The organism is uncultured Shimia sp. (assembly GCF_913054185.1).
Lineage (GTDB): Bacteria > Pseudomonadota > Alphaproteobacteria > Rhodobacterales > Rhodobacteraceae > Shimia.
The window spans coordinates 1-22,990 of sequence record NZ_CAJXIV010000065.1; the positions used below are offsets into that span (position 1 = coordinate 1).

Annotated in this window: 23 protein-coding genes and 1 pseudogene; 7 read left to right on the forward strand and 17 right to left on the reverse strand. The window is 57.0% G+C overall.

Annotated features, from left to right (window positions below; all coding sequences use genetic code 11):
* From QZ517_RS13470 to QZ517_RS13480, 3 genes are all read left to right on the forward strand, one after another.
* A partial coding sequence (locus tag QZ517_RS13470) for a TCP-1/cpn60 chaperonin family protein (RefSeq protein ID WP_294227742.1) occupies positions 1-575 on the forward strand: 575 nt, incomplete at its 5' end.
* A 212-nt stretch (positions 576-787) separates the two neighbouring features.
* Positions 788-1,099, forward strand: a complete 312-nt coding sequence (locus QZ517_RS20085) for a tail fiber protein (RefSeq protein WP_366766150.1) — start codon at positions 788-790, stop codon at positions 1,097-1,099.
* 122 nt (positions 1,100-1,221) lie between these two features.
* On the forward strand, positions 1,222-2,034 hold the full coding sequence (locus QZ517_RS13480; protein ID WP_294227744.1) for a class I SAM-dependent methyltransferase: 813 nt from the start codon (positions 1,222-1,224) through the stop codon (positions 2,032-2,034).
* Positions 2,035-2,039: 5 nt separating this feature from the next.
* Here the strand turns inward: QZ517_RS13480 and QZ517_RS13485 are convergent, their stop codons facing one another.
* A complete protein-coding gene (locus QZ517_RS13485; RefSeq protein ID WP_294227746.1) occupies positions 2,040-2,789 on the reverse strand; it encodes an NAD(P)H-dependent oxidoreductase in 750 nt (249 codons plus the stop codon).
* A 173-nt stretch (positions 2,790-2,962) separates the two neighbouring features.
* Positions 2,963-3,616, reverse strand: coding sequence for a DUF2161 family putative PD-(D/E)XK-type phosphodiesterase (locus QZ517_RS13490; protein WP_294227748.1), 654 nt, complete (start codon positions 3,614-3,616; stop codon positions 2,963-2,965).
* A 128-nt stretch (positions 3,617-3,744) separates the two neighbouring features.
* Here QZ517_RS13490 and QZ517_RS13495 point away from each other — a divergent pair, with 128 nt between their 5' ends.
* Both QZ517_RS13495 and QZ517_RS13500 read left to right on the forward strand, forming a co-directional pair.
* Entirely contained in the window at positions 3,745-4,764 is a 1,020-nt protein-coding gene (locus QZ517_RS13495) for a TraB/GumN family protein (RefSeq protein WP_294227750.1), read from the forward strand.
* Between the two features lie 109 nt (positions 4,765-4,873).
* Positions 4,874-5,788 carry a manganese-dependent inorganic pyrophosphatase gene (locus QZ517_RS13500; RefSeq protein WP_294227752.1) on the forward strand — a complete coding sequence of 305 codons (915 nt, stop codon included), beginning with the start codon at positions 4,874-4,876 and terminating at the stop codon, positions 5,786-5,788.
* A gap of 68 nt (positions 5,789-5,856) precedes the next feature.
* On the opposite strand, the gene QZ517_RS13505 is transcribed toward QZ517_RS13500, so the two are convergent.
* From QZ517_RS13505 to QZ517_RS13560, 12 genes are all read right to left on the reverse strand, one after another.
* Positions 5,857-6,753 carry an alpha/beta hydrolase gene (locus QZ517_RS13505; RefSeq protein WP_294227754.1) on the reverse strand — a complete coding sequence of 299 codons (897 nt, stop codon included), beginning with the start codon at positions 6,751-6,753 and terminating at the stop codon, positions 5,857-5,859.
* Positions 6,753-7,214, reverse strand: a complete 462-nt coding sequence (locus QZ517_RS13510) for a MarR family transcriptional regulator (protein WP_294227756.1) — start codon at positions 7,212-7,214, stop codon at positions 6,753-6,755. The genes QZ517_RS13505 and QZ517_RS13510 overlap by 1 nt, the downstream gene beginning before the upstream one ends.
* Before the next feature lie 151 nt (positions 7,215-7,365).
* Positions 7,366-9,303: a beta-galactosidase gene (locus tag QZ517_RS13515; protein WP_294227758.1), complete on the reverse strand. Its 1,938-nt coding sequence runs from the start codon at positions 9,301-9,303 to the stop codon at positions 7,366-7,368.
* Positions 9,300-10,160: an SMP-30/gluconolactonase/LRE family protein gene (locus QZ517_RS13520; protein WP_294227761.1), complete on the reverse strand. Its 861-nt coding sequence runs from the start codon at positions 10,158-10,160 to the stop codon at positions 9,300-9,302. Before QZ517_RS13520 ends, QZ517_RS13515 begins: the two co-directional genes overlap by 4 nt.
* Complete coding sequence (locus tag QZ517_RS13525; protein WP_294227762.1) at positions 10,157-10,762, reverse strand: 2-dehydro-3-deoxy-6-phosphogalactonate aldolase; 606 nt, start codon at positions 10,760-10,762, stop codon at positions 10,157-10,159. The genes QZ517_RS13520 and QZ517_RS13525 overlap by 4 nt, the downstream gene beginning before the upstream one ends.
* Positions 10,763-10,766: 4 nt before the next feature.
* Positions 10,767-11,657, reverse strand: a complete 891-nt coding sequence (locus QZ517_RS13530) for a 2-dehydro-3-deoxygalactonokinase (RefSeq protein WP_294227764.1) — start codon at positions 11,655-11,657, stop codon at positions 10,767-10,769.
* A gap of 3 nt (positions 11,658-11,660) precedes the next feature.
* A complete protein-coding gene (locus QZ517_RS13535) occupies positions 11,661-12,422 on the reverse strand; it encodes an SDR family oxidoreductase (RefSeq protein ID WP_294227766.1) in 762 nt (253 codons plus the stop codon).
* On the reverse strand, positions 12,422-14,131 hold the full coding sequence (locus QZ517_RS13540) for an IlvD/Edd family dehydratase (RefSeq protein ID WP_294227768.1): 1,710 nt from the start codon (positions 14,129-14,131) through the stop codon (positions 12,422-12,424). Before QZ517_RS13540 ends, QZ517_RS13535 begins: the two co-directional genes overlap by 1 nt.
* Positions 14,128-16,182 carry an alpha-galactosidase gene (locus QZ517_RS13545; RefSeq protein WP_294227770.1) on the reverse strand — a complete coding sequence of 685 codons (2,055 nt, stop codon included), beginning with the start codon at positions 16,180-16,182 and terminating at the stop codon, positions 14,128-14,130. The genes QZ517_RS13540 and QZ517_RS13545 overlap by 4 nt, the downstream gene beginning before the upstream one ends.
* Positions 16,183-16,190: 8 nt before the next feature.
* Positions 16,191-17,039, reverse strand: coding sequence for a carbohydrate ABC transporter permease (locus QZ517_RS13550; RefSeq protein WP_294227772.1), 849 nt, complete (start codon positions 17,037-17,039; stop codon positions 16,191-16,193).
* A gap of 1 nt (position 17,040) precedes the next feature.
* The gene (locus QZ517_RS13555; RefSeq protein ID WP_294227774.1) at positions 17,041-17,967 is read right to left on the reverse strand and encodes a sugar ABC transporter permease; all 927 of its coding nucleotides are present in this window, start codon (positions 17,965-17,967) and stop codon (positions 17,041-17,043) included.
* A gap of 99 nt (positions 17,968-18,066) precedes the next feature.
* Complete coding sequence (locus QZ517_RS13560; RefSeq protein WP_294227776.1) at positions 18,067-19,323, reverse strand: ABC transporter substrate-binding protein; 1,257 nt, start codon at positions 19,321-19,323, stop codon at positions 18,067-18,069.
* 147 nt (positions 19,324-19,470) lie between these two features.
* Here QZ517_RS13560 and QZ517_RS13565 point away from each other — a divergent pair, with 147 nt between their 5' ends.
* Complete coding sequence (locus QZ517_RS13565) at positions 19,471-20,247, forward strand: IclR family transcriptional regulator (RefSeq protein ID WP_294227778.1); 777 nt, start codon at positions 19,471-19,473, stop codon at positions 20,245-20,247.
* Between the two features lie 14 nt (positions 20,248-20,261).
* Positions 20,262-21,320 (forward strand): sn-glycerol-3-phosphate ABC transporter ATP-binding protein UgpC, encoded by a 1,059-nt coding sequence (ugpC, locus tag QZ517_RS13570; RefSeq protein ID WP_294227780.1) that lies wholly within the window; start codon positions 20,262-20,264, stop codon positions 21,318-21,320.
* 88 nt (positions 21,321-21,408) lie between these two features.
* Here the strand turns inward: ugpC and QZ517_RS13575 are convergent, their stop codons facing one another.
* The 3 genes and pseudogenes from QZ517_RS13575 to QZ517_RS13585 all read right to left on the reverse strand — a co-directional run.
* Positions 21,409-21,762: an H-type lectin domain-containing protein gene (locus tag QZ517_RS13575; RefSeq protein WP_294227782.1), complete on the reverse strand. Its 354-nt coding sequence runs from the start codon at positions 21,760-21,762 to the stop codon at positions 21,409-21,411.
* A 114-nt stretch (positions 21,763-21,876) separates the two neighbouring features.
* Positions 21,877-22,272 (reverse strand): F0F1 ATP synthase subunit epsilon, encoded by a 396-nt coding sequence (locus QZ517_RS13580; RefSeq protein ID WP_294227784.1) that lies wholly within the window; start codon positions 22,270-22,272, stop codon positions 21,877-21,879.
* Positions 22,273-22,283: 11 nt separating this feature from the next.
* Positions 22,284-22,990, reverse strand: a pseudogene (locus tag QZ517_RS13585) (F0F1 ATP synthase subunit beta); the annotation flags it as partial.

A 22,990-nucleotide genomic window follows, 5' to 3' on the forward strand; every position in this document is an offset into this window, starting at 1 on the left:
ACGACCGTGAGAAGCTGCAAGAGCGCGTTGCCAAACTGGCAGGCGGTGTTGCTGTGATCCGTGTTGGCGGCATGACCGAAGTTGAAGTGAAAGAGCGCAAAGATCGTGTTGACGATGCTCTGAACGCAACCCGCGCTGCTGTGCAAGAAGGCGTGATTGTGGGCGGCGGTGTTGCTCTCATTCAGGCTGGCAAAGCACTGGAAACTCTGGAAGGCGCAAACGCTGACCAGAACGCTGGTATCGTGATCGTGCGTAAAGCCATCGAAGCGCCTCTGCGTCAGATTGCTGAAAACGCCGGTGTTGACGGTGCGGTTGTTGCGGGCAAGATCCGTGAATCTTCCGACAGCAACTTTGGCTTCAACGCTCAGACCGAAGAATATGGTGACATGTTCGCATTTGGTGTGATCGACCCAGCCAAAGTGGCACGCACAGCTCTGGAAGACGCAGCCTCCATCGCGGGCCTGCTGATCACCACCGAAGCTATGGTTGCTGATAAGCCAGCCAAAGACGGCGGCGCAGCCGGCGGCGGCATGCCTGACATGGGCGGCATGGGCGGCATGGGCGGCATGATGTAATCACAATTCCCGTCAGGGATTGTGATAGCGTCAGGCGATTGGCCGAAAGGCCAATCTGCCGAAAGCAGCTCACCGAAAATAAATAAAAGGGTCGCCTCCGGGCGGCCCTTTTTCTTTGAACAGTAACCCTTCCAAGGCCTTTTCCGAAAAAGTTCGCCCAATCACAAAAACCAACGCTAAAGTCCTTAAAACAACCATCCACAGGACCACTCATGCTCAAACACCTCACTCTCGCCGCCACCACTGCCGCCGCACTTTTCACCACCGCTCCCGCTCAGGCAGGCGACGGCGATTTTGTTGGTGAAATCATCATGTTTGGCAGCAATTTCTGCCCGCGCGGCTACCTCAGGGCAGACGGTCGACTGTTGCCCGTTTCAGGCAACGAAGCCTTGTTCAGCCTCTACGGAACCAACTTTGGCGGCGACGGCCGCACAACCTTTGCTCTGCCGGACCTGATGGCCCGCGCGCCAGAGGCCATTTTCTACTGCGTCAACCTAGTGGGCATCTACCCGTCGCGCAGCTAACAGGACTGAAATGGCGCGAACGCCAAGCCACCGGTCGCGCCATCGCCCAAATGTGACCCACTCCGTAAAACATGTTACATTGGCCTCTTTGCGGCACATCCAGACCGAGAGGCACGTGACTGATGTCCATATCAGACAAGAATTTCACCGGCTCCATTCCTGACGTTTACGACCAGTTTCTCGTCCCGCTGATTTTTGAGCATTACGCCAACGACATGGCCCATCGGGTCGCGCAAACCGCCCCCTCGGCGGTGTTGGAAACCGCAGCTGGCAGCGGCGTGGTTACCCGTGCCCTGGCCCCTAAACTAAGCCCGCAAGCTCGCTACGTTGTCACCGATCTCAACCAACCGATGTTGGACCGTGCCGCCAGCCAGCAACCCGATGCAGAGCGGGTTGAATGGCAACAGGCCGACGCGCTATCCCTGCCGTTTGACGCAGCAACCTTTGACGCCGTGTGCTGCCAGTTTGGGGTGATGTTTTTTCCGGACAAAGTGGCCGGATATGCCGAGGCACGACGGGTGATGAAACCCGACGGCATCTTTGTCTTCAATGTCTGGGATCGGATCGAAGACAACGTCTTTGCCCACAGCGTCACCGAGACCGCCGCGCGGCTTTTTCCCAATGATCCGCCGCAGTTTCTGGCACGCACCCCGCATGGTCACGGCGACATCAACAGCATCACCGCCGATCTCAAAACCGCCGGGTTTGGCCAGATTGACAGCTACACAATCACGACGGACAGCACAGCGGAAGGGCCGCACATCCCGGCCATAGCCTATTGCCAGGGCACGCCTCTGCGCAACGAGCTTGAAACCCGCGCCCCAGGCACCCTGGCGGACATCACCAAAGCGGCAACCAAAGACATCGAAGAGGCCTTTGGCACAGGCCCCGTGTCAGGCCGCATGCAAGGCCACGTGTTTGTGGCACGCGGCTAGCTGTTTCAAATAAACGCCGAAAAACGCTCCGCCCCGGCTTTCAGTCGGCCCGCCTCGTCAAAATCACTGTCCGCGTTAAATCGCATCAACGCGCGGTCACCCAATCCCGCCACTAGGCCTGCCTGTCCCTCCAGCACGCCCTGCAAGCGCGCCTGCAATTCCGCCTCCTCAGCGCCCTCAAAATACCCGTGCACCCCATGCACGACCTCCGGCTGATACACATCAAACCCAAGATACCGCAGCGTATAAGCCGACGGCCATAACAGCAGGTTCACGTCGCCTTCTTTGCCGCCCGGCCCACATTCAGCAGGCCCCGCCCCGGTGGTCACACAAAACAGCGCCCGCTTGCCACGACACCGCCCAGTGTCAAACCGCTCCTCTACCGTGTGCAAATCGCCATGCACCAGCGCCCGATCAAACCAGCCTTTTAAGACGGCGGGCGGCGCAAACCACCACAGCGGGAAGTGAAAGATGATCTGGTCAGCTTGTCGGATCTTCTCCACCTCTGCCGCCATATCCACCGGCACAGTGCCCGCGGCCACCGCTGCTTCATGCGCCTTTAGCGGATCAAACGGCCCGGCCACATCCTGCCCAAAATGGCGCGCGCCTTCGACGGCCTCAAACTGATGCGCCGACAGGTCGCTCCACAGGACCTCGTGCCCCGCCGCCGCGCAGGCAGCCGCCGAAGCCTCCGCCCAGGCACCGGTAAAAGACTGTCGGCTGGGGTGGGCCAAAACGATGAGCGTGGTGGTCATGGTTCGTCCTTCAAAATGGTCCCAAACCGCCTACACCTGTTACGCCAATTTGCGCAACACCGCGCGGCGCGCAAACGCTCAAAGGCACCTCAGTGCGCCAAAAAACGCACCTCCGCAAAACAGTCGCGATACAGACGTATTACCGACGTGGATTTTACCCGTAAAAGCTTCGGTTAACTGCCACCTTGCGACAACGCAGACACCCCGGCCTCGCTCAGCATATAGACACCCTTTTCCACGTTCTCGAACCAGCCATAGTGGTTGTCCCGCATCATGGTCGTGGCTTTCTCAACGCCCGTGCCTTTGACAACATCCCGACCGCGAGACGCCCCGTTCTCATTAAGAAACACCGCACATTTTTCCGCATCCTGCCGATACACCGTGACCTTCTCGCCCCGCATCCCGCCAGTATTTGGATCGCCCTCAAGGCGTGAAAAAGTCTTCAAAAGCCGTGCCTTACGCAGCTTCGACTTGCGTGGCTGAAACGGCGCCGGATCACAATGCACCTCCACAGCGCTGTCTTTGAGCCGCACCGAAAGCACCCCAAGGCCAAGCCGTTTGCACAGCCCGATATTGCCGGAAAATGCCTTCCATCCAGCCCGCCCTTTCCAGCGAGGCACCGCCACATAAACAGCATCCGTCACCGCCTGCCGCGCCACGGCTTGCTGCAGCAACGTCAACGAGAACCCCGTTTTTAACTCAATGATTACAGGATCTTCACCGTCTTTGACGGCAACAACATCCGCCGCGCCAACTTCGGCTTTCACTTCAAAGCCACGTGTCTCCAGCCATGTTTTGACTGGCGCATAAAGTTCGGTTTCTGCCATCTTGCCCATGCCCTTTGGTAACGCCAAACAGCCGTGTTGCCCACATCATTTGCCACCTCCAAAACATTCGCCCTTGAGCCTGCCCGATGCCCTGTTACCTTGACCCAAATTCTTGTTGCGGGGTTCCGATGCGGTTTCTGACTACACTTCTGTTTTTGCTGTCCTTTTCCAGCATCGCATCGGCCAATTGCACAGGTCCAAACGTCTATTCCTCCTTGGCAGAAAGCGAGCGCCAAGCCCTCGAGACCAAAGCCGCAGAAGCCCCCTTCTCCCAAGGCCTGCTCTGGCGGGCAGAGAAAAACGGCGTGGTTAGCCATCTAGTCGGCACCTTCCATGTGCACTTGCCAGAACACGCCGCCATGGTCACCCGCTTGGAAGAGCTAACCCCGCAGCCTGAAAAGGTTTTTCTCGAACTCACCGACGAAGATCAACTCGACTTTCAACGTCACCTCACGCAAAACCCCGACAGCTACCTGATCCAAACCGGCCCCTCCCTTATTGACCGTCTCGGCCCAGAACTCTGGGACCACGTTGTTGTGCAATTGCAGGAACGCGGCATGCCGCCCTTCCTCGCCGCCCGCTATCAGCCTTGGTTCCTCGGCATGACCCTAATGCTGCCACCCTGCGCCTATGAGGTTGTTAAGTCAGGCAAAAAGGGCCTCGACCAACAGATCGCCGCCATGGCCAAAGCCAACAACTTGCCCACACAATCTCTCGACAGCATCGACGGTTTGCTGACCATGCTGGCCTCCGACCCGCTTGAGGAACAGATGGAAGACCTGCGCTGGAGCCTGTCGCTGAACACGGACCTCGCCGCGCCCGACCTGATGGGCGCGATGGTCGCCATGTATCTCGATGAAACCATTCAGCTTATTTGGGAATTTGGCTCCGCAGAAACCTTCAAGAATGTCGGAGATAACAAAGACAAAGCCCGCCTCGCTCAGCTGCTCAAACAAGCCGAAGACGACCTTATCGTCACCCGCAACACAGCATGGACAGAGGTGCTCACCAAAGAACTTTCCAAAGCCCCTGCGCTCGTCGCTGTTGGCGCCCTGCACCTTCCCGGTGAATCAGGCGTGCTTGCCCAATTGCAAGACGCGGGCTTCACTCTCACCCGCCTGCCCCTTGACGCGCCAAAAAACAACTGACCGCCGCGCCCCGAAGTCGCAGCCCTAAAGCCGCAGGTGACAAACGTCCTGCGCCCTTCTATAAGGCGCGCAACTTCACCGTTTTCTTTGTTTTTAAGGACGTCGCGACATGACAATTCAGGTTTTTGGCCACAAATCCCCCGACACTGATTCCACCGGATCTCCAATTATCTGGGCGTGGTATCTGTCTGAAATCAAAGGCACGCCAGCCGAAGCGAAGCTGCTGGGTGAGCCCAACACCGAGGCCGCATGGCTGCTGAACCGCTGGGATCTGCCAAAGCCAGCGATCATCGAAGATGTTGCGGATGACGCGGCTGTGGTGATTGTGGACACCAACAACCCGGCCGAGCTGCCAACCAACATCAACGGCGCAGACGTTCAGGCCATCATCGACCACCACAAGCTGGTTGGCGGCCTGGAAACCAAAGGTCCAATCGACATCACCATCCGCCCAGTGGCCTGTACCGCGACCATCATGTTTGACCTGATGGGCGACATCGACATGCCAGACTGGATCAAAGGCACCATGCTGACCTGCATCCTGTCAGACACACTGGAATTCCGCTCCCCAACCACCACCGACCACGACAAAGCGGTTTGTGAGAAACTGGCGGCAGATCTGGGCATCGATATCCCGTCTTATGCTGCTGAAATGTTTGCTGCAAAATCCGACGTGTCGTCTTTCTCCGACGCAGAGCTGCTGCGCATGGACTCCAAAGAATACGCCGTTGATGGCACCAAGTTCCGCGTATCTGTTCTGGAAACCACCAGCCCGTCCACCGTGCTGGACCGCAAGGCATCGCTGATGGACACCATGACCACCGTGGCGTCTGAGGACGGCGTGGAACAGGTTCTGCTGTTTGTGGTCGACATCCTGAACGAACAGTCCACCTTGCTGGTGCCAAACGATCTGGTGAAATCCGTAGCAGCCAAATCTTTTGACGTTGACGCCTCCGGCGACACCGTTGTGCTGCCAGGTGTTGTGAGCCGCAAAAAACAGATCATTCCAAACCTCAAAGTCTGATCTTGATCTGAACGCATTAAAAAGCCGGCACCTTAGGGTCGCCGGCTTTTTTGTGTCCTGCGGGTGGCTTACCGGGTTTTACCCCCCTCTGGTAATTGCCCGTCCCTCAGCCACTGCCACAGCTCATCCCACAGCGTTTCCCGCCCTTTGCGAAACGCTCCGTCGTGTCCAACCTTCTTTGCGCCAAGCTCTTTGGACGTCCTCACAACCATATGTGTCTCCGCCTGAGTGTAGTGGCCCAGCGTGTCGCCACAGGCGGTTTCCGTCGCGATGGGGTCGTCACTTATCACCCAGGCGCAAATCGGTTTGCATGGATCATCAAAGTGGTGCGGATACCGCCCCGACGCCAAGTCGGGGAGCAAATAACTGCGCCGTCCACTCCACCGCCGCCAGGTCTTGAACACCTCTGGCGGCAAGGCTTCTCCGCCCCACAAACCGCCCGCCGGAATAAACCCGTGCCGCGCAAGGCAGTAGCTGCCGTAGCCCCACCAGAAAAACAGCTCCAAAGGAACATTGCGCGGTTTGTGCACGCCCCAATGTCCATTGCCGACAGCGACAAACGCATGGCGCGCGACCTTATGATGGTTCTGCATAAACCCGACAAACTGCCCGCCAATACTGTGCCCCACAGTGGTCAAGGGCACTCCGGGCGCAATGTGTTCCAGATGATCAAGTGCCGCAGTCATATCCACCTGTCCCCAGTCCGGATAATCAATGCCACTGACCGCGAGGTTCTCTGCCCCCGACTCGCCGATACCTCGGAAATCATAGGTCAGCACCACAGCGCCACGTTGTGCCAAATACGCCGCTACATGGCGATAGAACCGCCTCGGGAAGCCTGTACCGGCAGAGATCAGAATGGCAACCTGCGGCGCAGCTCCGCGATAGACCGTACCCGTCAGTTCCCAGCCGTCCTCTGCGCGAAACTTGATATCTTCGACAGTCACATCACCTTGATCCAACATCACTTTTGCTCCTCGCGCCATTCCGCCTGATCAATCACGTCCTCGGCATTCTCTGCCAAATGGGTCAGAAACCTGCCAATGACCTCCTGTTCCTCGGCATCAAATGGCGCCAGTAACAGCCCGTTCACGTGCTGCACAAAAGGCACCGTGCGTCGCACTAAGCTTTCCGCAGCCGGTTCCAGGTAAATTCTCACGACGCGCCCATCCTCAGCATCTTTCTCGCGGCGCACAAAACCACGATCCACCATGCGATCAATCAATCCGCTTAAACTGGATTTGCGCATCGACAACGCTTTGGCCAATTGAGACACCGTTTGCCCATCGCGTTTGGACAGAAGGACCAGAACGCCATGTTGAGGCATCGATAGCTCCGCCAGCGCTTTGGTTTTGCGTTCAGCTGCTCGCGCGATCGCCGCATGGGCACGGTTCATCAGCAAGAAAATCTTGGGAGGTTTTGCCATATTTGGTTCGCATCCGAATTACTTCACTTAATTCGTATACGAACTTTATGCCAAATCAAGCCTCCAACAACATGACGTCACGGGAGGCTGCAAAGAAAAACGGGCGCTGCCAACGCAACGCCCGCCGCTATTCTTCTTTGGTGCCTGACGATTAGCCTGAGCTCAGGTCACAGGCCACAACTGGCGCACCACCCTCAAACACCAGCACACCGCAGGCAGGCACACGATGCCCCTGCACGCTTGCTGAGAAGCTGTTGTAGTTGACCACAAAATCATAATCACCAAACCGGCGACGGCGCACACCATCCTGCATTGGTGCCATCACAACCCCGGCCCGCTCACAAGCCATCGTCACGATACGATCCCAAAGCGCTTCGTCCGGGAAGCTGCCCAGATACCAAAGATCATTCTGCCCCATAAGAACCGGCGCACCGTCTTGGGTCTTAAGAAACACCTCGGCCGCGCCAGACAACCGCTCATGCCAGTATTCAACTTTTCCGCCTCCGGACACATCCATTCCAGCGTGCGGCGGCATACTCTCAACCAGCTCCACTCGCACATCCAGATTTGACACCCTCGGACGACCTTTGGCAGGGATCATGAATTCGTCAGTGATGGCCCCTGCACGTGGACCCAGAACCGCCAACGCACCGTCATCGGAAATCGCGGAAACAAGCGCCGGATCAAGCGTCGCCACACCCGGCGCAAACACCGCTTTGAAGCCTGAAAAGTCCCGACAATTGGGACTGACAAAATCCACGGAAAGTCCCGCACGCCGCAATCCGCGATAGGCGGCGAACACCAATCGGAAATAGTCAAACCCTGCGCCCTGCGGCTGGGTTTTCCATGCCCAATCAGAGGCATAGTCATACACCAGCGCCACGTCCGCTTGCTGGGTTTCCTGCTCCTTGAGCATATCAAGCACACCGGCCACAGCCCGCGCCTCGTCCATGCCAGGGGCCTCACGCCCATCTGGCGCTTGTAGGCCTGCGTGCATCTGCTCCTGCGCAAACGGCGCCTGGCGCCAGCGGAAGTAGCTCACCACTTCGGCCCCATGCGCAAAGGCTTCCAGCGCCCACAACGCCACCATGCCCGGCAATGGAGCCGGGTTGTACGGCGCCCAGTTCACCGGGCCCGGCTGCTGTTCCATAACCCACCATCGGCCATTACCAACCGCGCGATACAGATCGTGGTGGAAGGCCTGAAAATCGGGATCCCCCTGCCGCAAGAACCGCGACTTATGGGCTTCAGACGCCTCAAGCCGATCCGACAGGAATCCAATGGGGTAGCTGTCCCAGCTCGCAATATCGAGGTCTTCACCCATTTCAAAGTGGTCAAATTCCAGAATACGCCCCATGTAGTTGTGGATCAGCGGCGCGTCTGTCTGGGCCTTCAAAATATCGGTTTGCACCCGGTTGAATTGCACCACTTGATCGCTGGAGAACCGCCGGAACGCCAACACATGCGCCGGGTTTGGATCTGTTACCGTCTGATTAGGCAAGTCGATCTGATCAAAGGAGTCATAGTCCATCGACCAAAAGATATTGCCCCACGCCTCGTTCAGCGCCTCAACGGTTTCATAGCGATCGCGGCACCAGCCTTGGAACGCCTCTTTGGCGGCTTCCGAATAGCTGATGGTGGTGTCGTGACAGCCATATTCATTGTCCGTCTGCCAGGCGACCACATGTGGGTTCTTGCCATAACGCTCCGCCACAATTTGGGTGATCCGCGCACATTCATCGCGATAGCCCTGATGGCTGAAACAATAATGCCGCCGCGAGCCAAACTTGCGCGGGTTCCCGCTTTCATCCACGGCCAGCATGTCAGGGTGTTTGTCGAGCATCCATCGCGGTGGTGCCGCCGTTGGTGTGCCAAGCACAACTTTCAGTCCAGCCGCGCCAAGCGTCTCGATTGCGCGGTCCAACCACTCTAGCGTCAACTGACCCGGCACGGCTTCCATCCGACTCCAGGCAAATTCACCAATCCGCACCCAGCGGATACCTGTCGCAGCCATATCCGCTGCATCCTTGGCCCAGGTCTCTTCCGGCCAATGCTCAGGATAATAACAAACGCCCAATTCTTGTTTCATAAGATCACCCGTGGTTCCGCCACCCCTTGGGCAACGCTGTCTATGGCAAAGACCATGCCGTTCTCCGGCACCTCTGCCAATGTCTTTTCATCAATGCCTTCACGAGCCGAGGTCACAAACAGCGTGCTCAAATCATTGCCGCCAAACGCTGGACAGCTGCTGTGCTGCCCGCCTACTGACACCGATCTTAGGAAGGTGCCGTCCGGGTCATAAGCCGAAACCTGTGCAGCCCCCCATTGCGCAATCCAGACATTGCCGTCCGCATCCACCACGGCCCCATCCGGGTTCAGCCCATCCTCATTGAGATCGAGATAAACTTCTGCCTTACCAACCGGCCAACCTGTCTCCGTATCAACATTCTGGCGCATCACCAATTTGGTCACCGTGTCGGTGTAGTATGCGCAACCGCGGCCTTTATCGAAACAGATCGCATTGGAGATTGTCACCTTTGAGACCAGCTTGCGAAGCTCCCCGTCAAAGTAGCGATAAATCGCACCCGCTTTGCGTTCCGCGTTCTTGCCCATGGTGCCAATCCAAAACCCGCCCCACGGGTCCGCGCGCCCGTCGTTGGAGCGTGTCACCGGATTGTCCGCCTCCAAGGAACACAAGTATTCTTGTTCTACCGTGTCCAGGTAGAACAACCAAAGTGCCGTCTCAGACGCAAGGATCAGCGTGTCGGCGTCGACCCAACCAGCCGCAGACACATGTTCATCAAACTGCCATTCCAGGGGTTCACCGTCCCTTTGGCTCAGCATACGTTTGCCAACGATATCAAACCAGAACAACTGTTGCCGCTCCGGATGCCAAAGGGGACCTTCCCCCAACGCACAAGGGCGGTTGTCGAAAACTGTGCTCATTCAAAAGCCTCGTCATAGGCGGCCACAATGGCCTCTGCCCGCTGACGCACATCCTCCACGCTCATGCCCGATTTGTAAATCGCAGAGCCAATGCCAAAGCCATCCGCCCCAGCGGCAATCCACTCGCCAAAGTTCTCAGGGCCAGCGCCGCCTACAGCGTAGACTTTGCTGTCTTTAGGCAGCACAGCCCGCACAGCCTTCAAACCGCCCGGCCCGGCCATGTTACCTGGGAACAGTTTCAGGCCTGTCGCGCCTGCCTTCAACGCGGCGAAAGCTTCTGTCGGCGTGAACACCCCCGGCCAACTTTCCAGGCCAAGTTTGGCGGTATGCGCAATCACGTCGGTGTCGCAGTTGGGCGAGACGACCAGCTTGCCGCCCACACTTGCCACCGCATCCACCTGCGCAACCTCGAGCACCGTGCCTGCCCCTACAAGCGCGCGCTCCCCAAAACCTTTCGCCAAGAGTTCAATGCTTGCCAGCGGGTCTGGCGAGTTGAGCGGCACTTCGATCTTATCAATACCCGCTGCAATTATGGCATCTGCCATGGCTTCGATCTCACTCGGGGTCACCCCGCGCAAGATGGCAATAATCGACCGGTTCATGATATTATCCCAAAAGGTTACGCGCGGCAGACAGCCCCGCAAGTGTCATATCCTGACAGTCCACAACGGTCACCCAACCGCCCTGGGCCTTCAGAGCCTCTGCATAAACGTCGGAAAGCTGCTGCTCCCCGATCACCGCAATCTGTTGTCCCAGCCAATAAGGCCGTGACGCTGCCAATTCAGCGCCCAACAGCAACCCCGATAAGCGGGAACGCCCCGCCGCAGAGGGAGTTGCATTCAACAGATCACTGGCGCGAATGCCAAACAGTTCCGAGGCCAGGTGTTCCGGTCGCGACAATGTAACATCCATACCCGCCACGAAGGCTTCTGCGTCCCAGCCCTCGCCAACTGAGTGCTGCAATACGGACTGTTTGCTCAGAAGTGAAAACAACTCGCCCGTCATGAACGTGCGGAAACTCACCACTTCATCGGCACTCACATGCGCCCATTTGGTGTGTGTGCCGGGCAAACACAAAACGCCATCCCAGTTAGGGTTGCGCGACAGGAAACCGGCAATCTGCGTCTCTTCTCCACGCATCACGTCGGCTGGTTTAGTCTGCTTCAAACCGGGCACAACATGCACCCGCATCCGAGTATCGGTACCCGGCACCAGCACCGGTTGTGGTGCCAATGCGGGCGCGGGCACCGCCGTGTAGGGCGCCTCAACCCAGCCTTGGCGTGCTCCAACCATGCCACAGGCGATCACATCCATGGGACCATCGCCTAGCCAGCCTTCAACCAGCTCCAACAAAGCCGCTTCAAAGCCGCCAGCCTCAAGCCGCGCCATGCCTTTGTCCGACTGTGCCGTCCCTAAAAGTGTGTCACCTTCCATGGCAAAGGCGCGCAGCCTTGACGTGCCCCAATCCACTCCAATCCATTGTGTTTGCACCGACATACCTTACCCCGAAACCACAACGCCGCCGTCAACCGCCATGCATTGCCCCGTCATCATTCGGCTGGCGTTTGACGCCAAATAAAGCGTGGGGTCAATCATATCTTCTGGCGTCAAATGCTCTTTCAGACACTGTCGCTCCAAATGTGCCGCCAATCCCTCTGGGTCGGCCCATTTATCAAGCTGTTTCTGGGTCAGCACCCACCCCGGCGCCAATGCATTCACCCGGATGCCCTTTGGTCCCAACTCCCGCGCCAGCGACCGGGTCATGCCAGTTATGGCCGCATTGGCAGACGTGTAAATCGGATATCCCGCATTGCCCATGATGTAGCTGACCGAGCTGTAGTTGATGATCGAACCACCAGTGCTCATATGCCGCGCCGCTTCCTGACAGGCAAAGAAATAGGCTTTCTGGTTCACCGCCTGCATCCAGTCGTAAAACTCTTCGTCTACTTCATCGAGCGTATGGCGTTGGTCATTGGCGGCATTGTTCACCAGCACATCCAAGCCACCATGTTCCCCCACCGCTTGCTGAATGGTTTCCCGCAGGCGTGGAATGTCGGAAATGTCGCCCTGCATAAACAGCGGCGTCGCGCCGTGTTTGGTCTCCATCTCTGCGATGAAGTCATCTGCAGCCGAGCGCCCGATGATCGCCACTTTGGCACCCTGCGCCATAAACCCATCGGTCAGTGCCGCGCCAATACCGCTGGCACCGCCCGTGATGTAAACGGATTTGCCTTTCAGATCAGGAAAAATCGTGCCGGTCATCAGTGGCTCTCCCGTGTAACAAGCCGCGTGTCCTTGCCCACAAGGAAGTCCAGATCGGCGCCCTTGTCGGCCTGCAACACATGGTCGTAGTAAAGTTTTGCGTAACCCCGTGTGTAATGTTCGGGGTCCGGCTTCCAAGCCGCACGCCGCACCTCAAGCTCCACCTGATCGACCAACAATTCCAGCACACCGCCGGAGGCAGACACCTTGATCCGGTCACCAGTTTTCACCAGCGCCAATGTGCCGCCGGCCTGCGCCTCTGGGCTCACATGTAAGATTACCGTACCGTACGCCGTGCCGGACATACGAGCGTCAGACACGCGGATCATGTCGCGCACGCCTTCTTTCACCAGCTTGCCCGGGATTGGCATGTTGCCGACCTCTGGCATGCCGGGATAGCCTTTCGGCCCGCAGCCTTTGAGCACCAAGATGGTATCCGCGGTCACCGGCAAGTCTGGCTTGTCGATGTTGGCTTTCAAGTCTTCGATGTTCTCAAAAACATAGGCCTCGCCCTCATGTTCCAGCAGGTGATCCGTGGCCGCAGATGGCTTCACAATCGCGCCGTTGGGCGCCAAATTCCCACGCAACACACGCAGACCGGCCGCAGGCTTCACCGGGTTATCAAGCGGGCGAATGACGTCATCGTTGTAGATCTCAGCGCCTTCGTGATAGGCACTGATGTCTTTCCCCAACACTGTATTGGCCGGACGTACATGCTCTTTGATTTGGCTCAGCACCGCAGGAACACCGCCCGCGTAACAGAAATCTTCCATCAGATATTTGCCCGATGGCATACAGTTGACCAGCAAAGGAATGTCCGAGCCAATCTCAAAGTCCTTGAGCGTCAAATCGACCCCCACACGCCCCGCCATTGCCAACAAATGCACCACCGCGTTGGTTGATCCTCCCACAGCCGCATTGGCCAAAATGGCGTTTTCAAAGGCTTCTTTTGTCATCACATCGGACGGTTTCAGATCTTCATCCACCATCTCCACAATCCGCTTTCCGGTCAGATGTGCTAAGGCCATGCGGCGCGCATCCACGGCAGGCAGCGCCGCGTTGGTGGGCAACGACATACCCATCGCTTCGACCAGCGACGCCATGGTGGAGGCTGTGCCCATGGTCATGCACACGCCCGCACTGCGGCTCATCCCACTTTCCGCGTTCATGAAATCCTGCAAGGTCATTTCGCCCGCGCGCACTTCCTCAGAAAACTTCCAAACATCCGTGCCAGAGCCAATATCCTTGCCTTTGAACTTGCCATTCAGCATCGGGCCGGAACTTACCACAATGGATGGCAAATCCACCGAGGCCGCCCCCATTAGCTGCCCCGGCGTGGTCTTGTCACAGCCGCCCAGCAGCACAACACCATCAATGCCATAGGCGCGAATGCTCTCTTCCACATCCATAGCCAACAAGTTGCGGAACAGCATCGCCGTGGGTTTCATCTGGGTTTCCCCCAGAGACATCACTGGAAACTCCACCGGGAAGCCTCCTGCCTCCCAAACGCCACGTTTCACACCCTCTGCCAGGGTACGCAAACCAGAGTTGCACGGGGTCAACTCAGACCATGTGTTGCAGATGCCAATAATAGGCCGGCCGTCAAATGCGTGATCGGGAAACCCCTGATTTTTCATCCAACTGCGGTGAATGAACCCGTCCTTGTCTAGCTTGCCATACCAGTGCTGGGAACGACGCTTCTTGCTCATTTTTTCTTTCCTTCGATCACCCACATCCGGTCCGGGAAGGACCAAGGCAATGTGAGACCGTGTTGCATCAATAGCTGACCACTCAGGGTTACAGGACCGTCTTTCAACGGCATCTCGCGGCGCGACAGATGATGCGCCTCTTCCCGATTGATCAGCTCGATTTCATACGTGGCGTCCGGCTCCAAACCGGTCAGCCGCAATGGGCGCGGCATGATTTGCGTGCCTGAGGCGGCTTTGCCAGCAAACACCACAAATCTCTGTTTGTCTTGGGACAATTGCTGCTCAGCAATCACGCTTGGATCAGCCACATCGAGCCGCAGGATATCCGCCGAATACCGCCAGTCGCGGTTGCTCTTCCACCAAGCCGTGACCCGCGTGAGCACTTCAGCCTCTTCTTCGGTCAGCTCACGCGGGTCCATTTCAAACCCCATGTGCCGCTGCGCCGCCACCCAAGCACGGAAACGAATATCATGCACCCGCCCTGAAGTATGACACTGGCGCGGCCCCACATGACTACCGGTGATCACCATGGGCAACATCAACGCCGCATCATGCTGAATGCGCAACCGCTCCTGTGCATCGTTGCTGTCGCTTAACCACACCCGCTGCGTATGTTCCAAGATCCCGGCATCAATGCGCCCGCCACCCGAGGCGCAGCTCTCGATTTCAACATCTGGGAACTCAACCCGCAACCGCCCCATAAGTTCATAGACACCTTCCGCCTGCGCCGCATCTGCAACAGGCAGCAACCGGTTGTGATCCCACTTGATGTAATCGATGTCGTGTGACGCAAGGATTGCCGCAATCTTTCTGTAAAGGTGGTCGCGCACTTTCGGATTGCCAACATCCAGCACCCGCTGTTGTCGCCCTTCGACCTGATCCACCGGCCCCAAAATCCATTCCGGATGTGCACGTGCCAGATCGCTGTCCATATTGACCATTTCTGGCTCAAACCAGAGTCCAAACACCATGCCCAATGACGTCACGTGCTCGATGATCGGCGTCAGACCGTCCGGCCATTTGCGGGGATCAATATCCCAATCGCCCAAAGAGCTCGTGTCATCGTCGCGCTTGCCAAACCAGCCGTCATCTAAAACAAACCGCTCCGCACCCAGCTTCGCGGCCCGCTCTGCAATGTCCTTCAGCACCTCCACATCATGGTCAAAATACACCGCTTCCCAGCAGTTATAATGCACCGGACGCGACCGCTCCGGATGTGGCCAAGTCACCACGTGATCCCGCAGATGTCGCTGAAATGCGGTTGCGCAGTCGTTTAATCCACTCTCAGACACCGACAAATACAGTTTGCCGGTCTCAAACGCGCAGCCACTTGCACGGGTTCCCGTAGCATGGCCAAACTGGATCTGCCGCCGCCCATCCGGCAATTCCTCTGCATACATCACATGCCCACCAGACCAGCCATAATGCATGGCGAATACAGTGCCAGAGGTGTTCCGCGCACCGGTCTCCGGGAAATAGGCAATCGGCGGATGCTCATGCCCGGACCGCCCTCCCCGCGCCTCGCGCATATGAATACCTGCGCGCCAGGGCGCACGTTCCAGCTGAAACTCGCCAATCCATCGACCAGAGAAATCCAGAATCTCTGCGCCAAACTGCGGGCCAGGCACTACTGGTGCGGCCAGATGGTGCACGGTGATCTCTGCATCAGCCTCCAGCGCTGTACGCGCTGCAATCACATCACCTTCCACGGTAAACTCGAAGGTGATCTCCAGCCCAAGCGCCTCATCACGACAAACAAACCGCGCGCCATCCCCTTCAACCAATGCGAAACGTGGATAAACCGACTGCCCGTCTCGATAGGCCACCAGCCCCGACTGCCCCTGAAAGCATTGCCCCGCTTCCGGGCACAGCGATACATCTGGCAGCTGATCCATCATTCCGCCGGTCACATCCTGCGCGGTAATTACACCAATCTCTGCCAAATTTTGCCCCGCAGGCAAAGCGCACCCCCAGTAGAGCGCGCTGGGCACGCCGCCGTTTGAGGCCAGAACCAAGGTCTGACCCGGCGCATCAAGGCGCCAGGTTTGCATCTTTTGCGTCACTTCACGGCCCCAAGTGTCAGACCAGCAATGAAGTGTTTCTGCATTAGGAAGAACATCGCCACTGGCGGCAAGGCTGCCACAATGGAGCCTGCACTCATCAAGTGATAGGCGGCGCGGAACTGCGCATTGAACGAGGTGATCCCTGCGGTCACCGGCTGGCTCTCAATCCCTTGGGTCAGCACCACTGCCCAGAAATAGTCGTTCCAGATGAAAGTGAAGATCAACACAGACAACGCCGCCAACGCGGGTTTCATCAATGGCAGCACCACATACCAGAAGATGCGCCATTCGCTCACGCCTTCCACCCGCGCCGCTTCGATCAGCTCAAACGGCAGCGCACGAATAAAGTTGCGCATAAACAGTGTGCAAAACCCGGTTTGGAACGCCACATGGAACAACACGAGGCCGGTCTTGGTGTTGTACAACCCCAACTCCAACGTCAGATCGCGCACCGGCACCATTAGGATTTGAAACGGCACAAAGTTACCCGCCACAAACATGAAGAAAATCCAAAGGTTGGCGCGGAATTTGTAAATACCCAGCGCAAAACCAGTCATCGCACTCAACGCCACCGCCCCAATCACCGTGGGCACCGTAATCAGGAACGAGTTCAGCAAATATCGCGGCATGTCTGAGTTGAAGAACACCTGCCCGTAGTTGGCGGCGCCTTCAAAGCTGGACGGCAGCCCCCAATAATTGCCCGAGGTAAAATCCGCATCCGGCTTCACAGAGAACAGAGCCACCGCCAACAAGGGTGCGAGCCAAAACAGCAGTGCAACTGGCAGCAAGGATTTGTAAGCGACCTGCGCCGCTTGGGATTGTTTTTCTATGGGTTTGGGAAACATCTCAGTGCCCCTTCTCTTCGCGATACATCGACCACAAGAAATAGGCGATGAAGCACAGCATAATCAGGAACAGCACCACGGCGATGGCCGCGCCATAGCCCATACGGAAGCCATATTCCGACAGCGCCACTTCGAACATGTAGTAGGCCAGCACCCGCGAGCTGCCAAAAGGCCCCCCCTGCGTCATGATGGAAATCAGGTCAAACGAGCGCAGCGCGCCGATGATGGTCACCACGAAGGCAATAAACGTCGCCGGACGCAGCTGCGGCAGGATGATGTTCCACAACATCGACCAACCTTTGGCGCCATCCAACCGCCCGGCTTCGATCTGCTCTGGGTCCACCGCGTTGAGGCCGGTGAGGTAGAGGATCATGCAATAGGCGGTCTGCGGCCAAAGACCCGCTGCCACGATGCCATAGGTGACCAAATGTTCATTGCCCAACACATTGATTGGCCCCATGCCAACCCAACCCAGCATCGTGTTCAACAGACCAAAACTTGGATCGTAGAACCACGTAAACACCAGCCCAACCACCACTTGTGAAATCACAAACGGAAAGAAAAACAGAGACTTATAGAGACGGATTCCGCGCACTGTTTGGTTCAAGAACAGTGCAATGAACAATCCGGCGGGAATGGCGAGCAGGTAGAGAAACAGCCACATCACGTTGTTTTTCAACGAGGTGAAAAAAGCGTCTCGATCCACGTACTCCCAATAGAGATCTTCGTAGTTGCGCATCCCCACATAGGTTTTTTCGCCCAACCCATCCCATTCATAGAGAGAGAGGTTAAAAGACTGAAACACCGGCGCGATCACATAAACTGCAAAGAAAAGGATGCCTGGTGCAAGGAACAACCACGGCGCAATGCGCTGTTGATTGCGGTGAAACCAGCATTCGGTTTCAGGGATGTCTGAGGAAACGGCCATAAGGGAACCCGATAATGAAGGCTGGCAAGGCAGAAGAAATCCTCCGCCTTGCCGATTGAATGAATGGCCAAGACACCTAGGTGCCCTGACTCAGTCTCATCACTTGTAGATACGGCCGCGTGCGCGCTCCAGCTTTGCCAGGATTTTGTCCAGCTGGTCCGGCTTGACCATGAACTCCTGGAAACCTTCCATAGAGACCTTTGCCATCTCTGCCGGAGCATCGCGATCCCAGAACTGGGCCACACCACCGGTAGAGTTGTTGGACAGCATCTCAAAGCCCATTTGCAGGAACTTGTCATCATCGACGGCGGAGGCAGCGTTCACAGGCAGCTGGCCGAGGTTTTTGCCATTGTTGATGATGGTTTGCTCTGCTGGCGATGTCGCGAAGCGTAGGAATTCACGTGCAGCTTCTTTGTTCTTCGCGTTGGCCGGAATGTGGAAAGTGTCCGTTGGTGCATCTTCTGACAGCGCCACGTTCGGGTTGATGGTTGGGAACTGGTAGAAGTCCAACTGATCGTCAGTCAAGCCAGCTTCACGCAGTGGCGCCACGGCAAAGTTACCCATCAGGTAGGCCGCAGCTTCGCCTTTGACCATAAACGGCAGCGCTTCCTGCCAGCTGTACGTCTGGTGGTCAGCAATGAAGCCGCCCATGTCGATCAGCTCTTTCCAGTTCATGAAGGTCGCTTTTACGCGCTCATCTTCCCAGCTAACGTTACCGGCGGCCAGATCCATGTGGAAGTCAAAGCCGTTGGTCCGCATGTTCAGGTAGTCAAACCAACCACCAGCCGTCCAAAGGTACTTGGTCCCGATAGTGTAACAGGCCCGGCCCGACGCTACGATCTTACCACAGTTGGCTTTTTCTTCGTCCCAATTGGTTGGTTCGGACAGACCCAGCTCCGCAAAGATGTCTTTGCGGTAGTACACGCCCCACTGGTAGTACGTGTAGGCCACACCCCACTGCTTGTCGTCGATTGTCAGCGCACCCTTGGTTGACGCAAGCCCCTCAGCCATCGCTGGCTCGGCATAGAGGTCAGACACATCTTCAAACAGACCTGCTTCCACATAAGGACGCATGCGGTTTGCCGCGTACCAAGTGGCAACGTCTGGCGCATTGGCGGTCAAAAAGTTGCGGATTTGGGTCTTATAGGCTTCGCGGTCGATCACCGTGGTTTCAACATTCAGCCCCGGATGCTCCGCTTTGAAGCGATCGATCATCGCCTCCATGGTCGCGCGCGGCGCCGGGTTTGATGTGTCCAGGAAAATGCTCAGGTCGCCGGTCAGCTCCGCAGATGCTGGCACAGCAAACGCAGAGGCAACCGCAACGGCGGCGGCGGTGGATTTCATTTTGGAAAGCATTTGTTCCTCCCTGTCTCCAAAATTATGCATTTTTTAGTTTCATTATTTGAAACCATGTTTTACATATTGAAATCTACACACAGAGTCGATTAGGTTGTCAACAGATTCCTGCCGACTGGCGGATTCTATGGAGGAGAAGAAACCCACATGTCTGGAGACGGTACCGTTGGCAAAGCCCTTGATGTGCTTGAACAAGTGGCGGCTTTTGAGCGGCCGGTGCGCTTTGGCGAATTGCAGGAAAAAAGTCCCTACCCCAAGGCGACGCTGTACCGATTCCTGCAAACGCTGACCAACCAAGGCATGCTGTCGTATGAAGCAGAGCGTCAGACATACGCTATGGGCATGCGTCTTGTGCGGTTGGCGCACGCGGCCTGGACAACCAGTTCATTGGCCCCGATTGCCCGTCCCTTTTTAGACCAACTCTCCGCTGAAACCGGCGAGACCGTGCATTTGGCACAACTTGACGCCTCACAGGTGCTTTATGTGGACAAGCGCAACGCCAAGAACCCAGTCGAGATGTACTCCCAAGCAGGCAAAGTTGGCCCCGCCTATTGCACCGGCGTCGGCAAAGCCATGCTCGCGTATGTGGAAGGCGAAGCTTTGGAACGCGCCATTGCCCAACAAAGCTTCCACCGCTTCACCCCGACAACTTTGGCCGACCCTCAAAGCCTGCGCGAGGAACTTGTGGCCATTCGCGCTCGTGGGTACGGCTTTGATCGGGAAGAACATGAGCCCGGCATTGTCTGCATCGCGGTGCCAATCCTAACCAAGGGCAGTCGGATGCTCGGCGCGTTGTCCGTGACCGGCCCAACCAGCCGCACATCTCTGGATCAACTCGAACACCTCGCCCCCCGCGTCTTGGAAACCGCCAAACGCATCGGCGAAGAAGCGGAAGCGTGGCGCTTCCCGGAAACACGACAATAAAAGGTAGTGACGATATGACGGGTGTAACCCTTCAAGGTGCCATCAAGAAATACGGCGAAACACAGGTCATTCATGGCATTGATCTGGAGATCGAGGACGGCGAGTTCTGCGTGTTTGTCGGCCCCTCAGGCTGTGGCAAATCCACATTGCTGCGCATGATCGCCGGCCTTGAGGAGACCACGGACGGCCAAATCAACATCGGCCAGCGGGACGTCACCCACATGGACCCCGCCAAACGCGGTGTGGCCATGGTGTTTCAGACCTACGCGCTCTACCCGCACATGACTGTGGCGGAAAACATGGGGTTTGGCCTTCGTATGACCGGCCACCCCAAAGCGGAAATTGAAGAGAAAGTTCAAAAAGCCTCCTCGATCCTGAAGCTGGACCCATATCTCAAACGCAAACCCAAAGCGCTTTCCGGTGGTCAACGTCAACGCGTCGCCATTGGCCGCGCCATTGTACGTGGACCGGAGGTCTTCTTGTTTGATGAGCCACTGTCCAATCTCGATGCCGAATTGCGCGTCGACATGCGCGTGGAGATCGCACGTCTGCACCAGGAAATTGGCGCAACCATGATCTACGTGACCCATGATCAGGTCGAAGCCATGACCATGGCTGACAAAATTGTGGTGCTGCGCGATGGCCGCATTGAACAAGTTGGCGCACCGCTGGAACTGTATCGCAATCCAGACAACCGGTTTGTGGCGGGCTTCATTGGCTCGCCAGCGATGAACTTCCTGGAGTGTGATGTGGTCGACGGTAAACTGGTGCACCCGGCGTTTTCCACACCGCAGGAGTGCCCAATTGCCCTACCTGCTGGTCTCTCCAAAGTCACCGTAGGCGCCCGACCGGAGCACATCGAACTCGACCACAGCGCTGATCAGCTCACCATCGACCTCACCGAGGCCCTTGGTGGTGTGTCCTACTGCTATCTCGCAGGGCCAGATGGCAGTCGCCTCATAGTCGAAGAACGCGGCGATTCCCGCAGCTCTGAAGGCACAACAGTCGGCTTATCGGTCCCTACCAAACGACTATATTTGTTTGATCCTGACACCGGATTGCGTTTGCGCTGATCCAACCACCACTCACGCGGGATCAAACACAAAACGCCCGACGGACACTCCGTTGGGCGTTTTTGTTTCAACCGCTCTGTGCGGGCGGTCAATCCTCAATCACCCAGTCTTCAGCAAACGCCAACTCGCCAATTGCCAACCACGACATACGCACCCGTGCGACACGGCTGTCGCCCCATGTGCGAAAGACCAGATGAAACCCAAGGTTGGTCACCTCTTCGGCCACCACTTCGGCCCGAATATTGGCCTGTGCATCCATATCCCACAACGACAGGCTTACCTGCACAGTTGGTGGCACCCGATACTTGGAGGAAAACTTAATCAGCTTTCGACGTTCGCGCGTCCCGTTTCCAGTCCACATCTCGCCGTCTGATTCAAAGTCAGAAAACAGGGCCTCGTCGCCCTGATCGATTCCAACGTAGTTATTTCGTATGCGTTTCATCGCAGGCCAATCTGTAAGGCAAATGCGCCGCTTTCAAGGCCTTTCTTCCCAGAAAACGCAAAAGGCCCCGCCTGTGTCGGCGGGGCCTCTCTAACTTTGTGATCCGTGTCGGGATCAGACCATGTCGTGCATCAGCTGCTCAAGGTCAGCGACAAATTTCTCTGCGCCGTCCTTGTGCTCTTCAGGCGCTTCCACGGCAGCTTTGCGAGCGTCAGCAATGACGTCCTCAAGATCTGCCTTGGTCACGTCTTCGCCAATGTGCGCATGCTCTGCAATCACCGAGATTGAATCCGCTGAGACTTCCGCGAAACCGCGTGTCACAACAAAGTCTTTCTCACCGTCCGCCGTCTGAACCCGCACCACGCCAGGGCGCAGTGAGGTCAGCAAAGGCGCATGGCCTGGCATGGCGGTCAAGTCGCCTTCAACACCAGGGATCTGCACGGCGGTTGCCTCAAACGAAGCAAGGCTCCGCTCAGGGCTAACCAAATCAAATTGCATCACGTTTGCCATTATGGGCCTCCTTAGGCCGCTTCAGCAGCCATCTTTTCGGCTTTTGCGATCACGTCCTCGATGCCGCCTACCATGTAGAAGGCTGCCTCAGGCAAGTGGTCGTATTCGCCAGCCACAACGGCTTTGAACGACGAGATTGTGTCTTCCAGTGGAACCTGCACACCGTCAGAACCGGTGAACACTTTCGCAACGTCAAACGGCTGAGACAAGAAGCGCTCGATTTTACGCGCACGGGCCACAGCCAGTTTGTCTTCTTCCGAAAGCTCGTCCATGCCGAGAATTGCGATGATGTCCTGAAGCGATTTGTAGCGCTGCAGAATCTGCTGCACGTCGGTCGCAACGGTGTAGTGCTCTTCACCAATCACCAGCGGATCGAGCAGACGCGAAGTCGAGCCCAGTGGATCCACAGCAGGATAGATACCTTTTTCAGAGATCGAACGATCCAGAACGGTTGTCGCATCCAAGTGAGCAAACGAAGTTGCAGGTGCAGGGTCGGTCAAGTCATCCGCAGGTACGTACACGGCCTGAACCGAGGTAATCGAACCGGATTTGGTGGAGGAAATACGTTCCTGCATCGCGCCCATGTCGGTTGCCAGTGTTGGCTGGTAGCCCACAGCGGAAGGAATACGACCCAGCAGAGCCGAAACCTCAGAACCCGCCTGGGTAAAGCGGAAGATGTTGTCCACGAAGAACAGAACGTCCGAACCGGATTCGTCGC

What these genes read in the sequence shown, in the direction of transcription:
- QZ517_RS20085 (WP_366766150.1), top strand. Translation starts at nt 788, where the DNA reads ATGCTCAAACACCTCACTCTCGCCGCCACCACTGCCGCCGCACTTTTC.
- QZ517_RS13480 (WP_294227744.1), top strand. Translation starts at nt 1,222, where the DNA reads ATGTCCATATCAGACAAGAATTTCACCGGCTCCATTCCTGACGTTTAC.
- QZ517_RS13485 (WP_294227746.1), bottom strand. Translation starts at nt 2,789, where the DNA reads ATGACCACCACGCTCATCGTTTTGGCCCACCCCAGCCGACAGTCTTTT.
- QZ517_RS13490 (WP_294227748.1), bottom strand. Translation starts at nt 3,616, where the DNA reads ATGGCAGAAACCGAACTTTATGCGCCAGTCAAAACATGGCTGGAGACA.
- QZ517_RS13495 (WP_294227750.1), top strand. Translation starts at nt 3,745, where the DNA reads ATGCGGTTTCTGACTACACTTCTGTTTTTGCTGTCCTTTTCCAGCATC.
- QZ517_RS13500 (WP_294227752.1), top strand. Translation starts at nt 4,874, where the DNA reads ATGACAATTCAGGTTTTTGGCCACAAATCCCCCGACACTGATTCCACC.
- QZ517_RS13505 (WP_294227754.1), bottom strand. Translation starts at nt 6,753, where the DNA reads ATGTTGGATCAAGGTGATGTGACTGTCGAAGATATCAAGTTTCGCGCA.
- QZ517_RS13510 (WP_294227756.1), bottom strand. Translation starts at nt 7,214, where the DNA reads ATGGCAAAACCTCCCAAGATTTTCTTGCTGATGAACCGTGCCCATGCG.
- QZ517_RS13515 (WP_294227758.1), bottom strand. Translation starts at nt 9,303, where the DNA reads ATGAAACAAGAATTGGGCGTTTGTTATTATCCTGAGCATTGGCCGGAA.
- QZ517_RS13520 (WP_294227761.1), bottom strand. Translation starts at nt 10,160, where the DNA reads ATGAGCACAGTTTTCGACAACCGCCCTTGTGCGTTGGGGGAAGGTCCC.
- QZ517_RS13525 (WP_294227762.1), bottom strand. Translation starts at nt 10,762, where the DNA reads ATGAACCGGTCGATTATTGCCATCTTGCGCGGGGTGACCCCGAGTGAG.
- QZ517_RS13530 (WP_294227764.1), bottom strand. Translation starts at nt 11,657, where the DNA reads ATGTCGGTGCAAACACAATGGATTGGAGTGGATTGGGGCACGTCAAGG.
- QZ517_RS13535 (WP_294227766.1), bottom strand. Translation starts at nt 12,422, where the DNA reads ATGACCGGCACGATTTTTCCTGATCTGAAAGGCAAATCCGTTTACATC.
- QZ517_RS13540 (WP_294227768.1), bottom strand. Translation starts at nt 14,131, where the DNA reads ATGAGCAAGAAGCGTCGTTCCCAGCACTGGTATGGCAAGCTAGACAAG.
- QZ517_RS13545 (WP_294227770.1), bottom strand. Translation starts at nt 16,182, where the DNA reads ATGCAAACCTGGCGCCTTGATGCGCCGGGTCAGACCTTGGTTCTGGCC.
- QZ517_RS13550 (WP_294227772.1), bottom strand. Translation starts at nt 17,039, where the DNA reads ATGTTTCCCAAACCCATAGAAAAACAATCCCAAGCGGCGCAGGTCGCT.
- QZ517_RS13555 (WP_294227774.1), bottom strand. Translation starts at nt 17,967, where the DNA reads ATGGCCGTTTCCTCAGACATCCCTGAAACCGAATGCTGGTTTCACCGC.
- QZ517_RS13560 (WP_294227776.1), bottom strand. Translation starts at nt 19,323, where the DNA reads ATGCTTTCCAAAATGAAATCCACCGCCGCCGCCGTTGCGGTTGCCTCT.
- QZ517_RS13565 (WP_294227778.1), top strand. Translation starts at nt 19,471, where the DNA reads ATGTCTGGAGACGGTACCGTTGGCAAAGCCCTTGATGTGCTTGAACAA.
- ugpC (WP_294227780.1), top strand. Translation starts at nt 20,262, where the DNA reads ATGACGGGTGTAACCCTTCAAGGTGCCATCAAGAAATACGGCGAAACA.
- QZ517_RS13575 (WP_294227782.1), bottom strand. Translation starts at nt 21,762, where the DNA reads ATGAAACGCATACGAAATAACTACGTTGGAATCGATCAGGGCGACGAG.
- QZ517_RS13580 (WP_294227784.1), bottom strand. Translation starts at nt 22,272, where the DNA reads ATGGCAAACGTGATGCAATTTGATTTGGTTAGCCCTGAGCGGAGCCTT.